Origin of the sequence: Mesorhizobium sp. M2A.F.Ca.ET.042.01.1.1 (assembly GCF_003997405.1) — a bacterium.
Lineage (GTDB): Bacteria > Pseudomonadota > Alphaproteobacteria > Rhizobiales > Rhizobiaceae > Mesorhizobium.
On record NZ_RZRX01000414.1, the window covers coordinates 1 to 3,468 of the forward strand.

Genomic DNA, 3,468 nt, shown 5'->3' on the forward strand with positions numbered 1-3,468 from the left:
GCACGGAGGTGGCGCTTGCCGGAACCTTCGTGGTGTTCCTGTTCGCCTATCTCAACCTCAACCGGTGGCACGGCCATTTCAGCTATGGCGCGCTGGTCTGGATCCTCGGGCTGCTTCTGATCGCCGGCGTCGCCATCGTCGATCCCGCGGTCGCCGCCGGCATCGCCCGCATCTCCTTCGCCGCTACCGCGCTCACCGGCCTGGGCCTCATCATCTTCCTCGGCATCCGCGGCTATGACCGCGCCATCATGCTGGTGCCGAGCTGGGTGATGGTGCTGCTCTGGCTATGCGGATCGTGGATGGCCATCACCGGCATGCTGGACAACGACATCGCCCAGCCGGCTCTGGGCGGCGGGCTGATCCTGATCATCCTCTTGATCGGCTTCACCGTCATGCAGCATGCCTTTGCCGGCGGCGCGCTGCACCAGGGCCTGTTCTCCGACCTCGAGCGCCAGGCGCTGGCCGTCGCCGGCTCGGGCGACATCGTCTGGGACTGGGACGTGCTGCGCGACCGCGTTGTGACCAAGCCGGACATCAGCCTGCAGCTCGGCCTTGCGCCGAACAGCCTTGGGGGTGCCGCCCGCAACTGGCTGCCGGTGCTGCATGCCGACGATCGCGACACATTCCGCACCACGCTCGACGTGGTGCTGGAGCACCGCCGCGGCAAGGTGGCGCAGAATTTCCGCCTGCGCGGCGCCGACGGCCACTACCACTGGTTCTCGCTGCGCGCCCGCCCGGTGATCGGTTCCGACGGCGAAGTGATCCGCTGCGTCGGCACCATGGTCGACGTCACCGAGCAGAAGAAATCCGAGGAAAGGCTGCTGCACGACGCCGTGCACGACAACCTGACCGGCCTGCCCAACCGCGAATTGTTCATGAACCGGCTGGAGGCGATCATCTCGATCGCCCGCACCGAGGACAAGGTGCGCCCGACGGTCTTCATCATCGACATCGACCGCTTCAAGCAGGTCAATGACGGCCTTGGCATTTCCGCCGGCGACACCATTCTGCTCACCGTCGCGCGCCGGCTGCACCGGCTCTTGAAGCCGAAGGATTCGCTGTCGCGCTTTGCCGGCGACCAGTTCGCGCTGATGCTGCTTTCCGAGCAGGACCCTGCCCGCATCGCGGCCATGGCAGATGCCATCAAGCACGCGATCAACAATCCGATCACCTTCGCCAAGCGCGAGATCGTGCTCACCGCCTCGATCGGCCTGATCACCTGGACGACGGCGCAAACTTCCGCCGAGGACATGGTCAAGGACGCCGAGCTTGCCATGCACCAGGCCAAGCGTTTCGGCGGCGACAGGATCGAGCCGTTCCGGCCCGCCTTCCGCACCGTCGGCACTGATCGCCTGCAGTTCGAATCCGACCTTCGCCGCGCCATCGAGCGGCGCGAGTTCACGCTTGCCTACCAGCCGATCGTGCGGCTGGAGGACGGCAGCGTCGCCGGCTTCGAGGCGCTGCTGCGGTGGGACCACCCGCGCCGCGGCATGATCCCGCCGGGGGATTTCATCCCGGTGGCCGAGAATTGCGGGCTGATCGTGCAGCTCGGCCTGTTCGCCATGCAGCAGGCGGCCGAGGACCTCGCGGGCTGGCAGAAGCAGATCGGCGACGCGCCGCTGTCGGTGTCGGTCAACCTCTCCAGCCGCCAGCTCATCCGCCGCGACCTGGTCAGCGACGTCCGCTCCGTCATCGCGCGGGCCAATCTGAAGCCGCGCTGCTTCCGGCTCGAGCTCACCGAATCCCTGGTGATGGACAATCCCGAGCAGACCGCGCATGTGCTGACCAAGCTGAAGCAGCTCGGCATCGGGCTGTCGCTCGACGATTTCGGCACCGGCTATTCCTCGCTCTCCTATCTGACACGCTTCCCCTTCGACACGATCAAGATCGACAAGAGTTTTGTTGACGACGCCACGCCGAAGCGCGCCGTGCTGCTCAAATCCATGGTCAACATGGCGCATGAGCTGGGGCTGTCGGTCGTCGCCGAAGGCATCTCGGACGAAAGCGACGCGCTGGAACTCCGCCAGATGGGCTGCGAATATGTCCAGAGCTTCATGTTCGGCGCGCCGATGCCCGGCGACCAGGTGCTGAAGACGCTGAGGGAGCAGTATCCGCTGACCCAGGCTTAGAGGCCGTTTGGAAACTCTACTCCTGCGGCCATCTGGCGGCGCTTTCTGCGCTTCCGGTGCTCACGTACTTCAAGTACGCTCCGCTCCGGTTCTCGAAATCACCACCATATGACTCGCATGAGCGAGTTTCGAAACGGCCTCTGCTTTGGTGATGGATCAAGCGTGGCCGGCGGCGGCGCTCAGATGGGCAAGATCGATGCCGATCGAGGCCAGGATACGGTCGTATTTGCGCTCGATATCGGCGTCGAACAGAAGTTCCTGCGTCGCAGGGCAAGTGAGCCAGCCATTCTCGGCGATCTCCGTCTCGAGCTGGCCGGCGCCCCAGCCGGCATAGCCGAGCGCCATCAGCGCATGGCGGGGGCCGCGCCCCGTCGAGATGGCGCGCAGGATGTCGACGGTAGCGGTCAGGCAGATGTCGTCGGAGACGTTGAGCGAGGATTCCACGCGATAGTCGCCGGAATGCAGCACGAAGCCGCGGCTGCGGTCGACCGGCCCGCCATTGCGCACGACGAAATCGCGCGTATGCGCCGGCAGCCGGATCGCTTCCTGCTCGTTCATGATGCCGAGCTGCACCAGCAGGTCCGGAAACAGCATCTGCTGCGTCTGGTTGATGATCAGCCCCATCGCGCCCTCGTCGCTGTGGGCGCAGATGTAGATGACGGAGCGCGCGAAGCGGTCGTCCTTCATGCCAGGCATGGCAATCAGGAACTGGTCGTCGAGGAAGCCGCGTCCGGCGGCCGCCTTCTTGTGGCGCAGCAAGTCCATGGGTTGAGCGTAACGCGTTTCGGCTGCGCCGAAAAGATGGTGTCAGTCCCCGATGTCACGCAAATATGATACCGGGAGAGCGACGAGGCCATTGCGCGGCCAAGAACGGACGGTCAAATCACCGCCATGCGATACATGAAGATACTGGTTCTCGGGATCGTTTTCGGATGGGCTACGGGCCTCCCGGCCGAGGCCTCTTCCTCGGATTGGTACAATTCGGAGGGCGGCAAGGTCCGGCTGGTGACCACCGGCAAGCCTGATGAGGCCGGCAAGATCCGCGGCGTGCTCGACATCGCGCTGAAGCCGGGCTGGAAGACCTACTGGCGGGATCCGGGCGATGCCGGCGTGCCGCCGCAGCTCGACATATCCGGCAGCACCAACATCGCCGACGCGCAATTGTCGTTCCCGCCGCCGCAGCGGCATGACGACGGCTACGGCAAATGGGCCGGCTATGATCGTCCGGTGTCGCTGCCGGTGACCTTCACGGTGTCTTCGCCCGGCCAACCTGCGACGATCGACGCCCATGTCTTCCTCGGCATCTGCGAGACGATCTGTATTCCGGTGCAGACCCGGC

General features: G+C 65.1%; 3 protein-coding genes. 2 read left to right on the plus strand and 1 reads right to left on the minus strand.

The features are described from left to right. Positions 1–2,129 (plus strand): EAL domain-containing protein (locus EOA23_RS32880; RefSeq protein WP_127307128.1); only part of this gene is annotated, 2,129 nt, incomplete at its 5' end. Between the two features lie 156 nt (positions 2,130–2,285). Here EOA23_RS32880 and EOA23_RS32885 read toward each other — a convergent pair. Further along, positions 2,286–2,894, minus strand: coding sequence for a YqgE/AlgH family protein (locus EOA23_RS32885; protein ID WP_126062202.1), 609 nt, complete (start codon positions 2,892–2,894; stop codon positions 2,286–2,288). A 126-nt stretch (positions 2,895–3,020) separates the two neighbouring features. On the opposite strand from EOA23_RS32885, the gene EOA23_RS32890 reads away from it, so the two are divergent. Next, on the plus strand, positions 3,021–3,468 hold a 448-nt coding region (locus EOA23_RS32890; RefSeq protein ID WP_281058781.1), incomplete at its 3' end, for a protein-disulfide reductase DsbD domain-containing protein.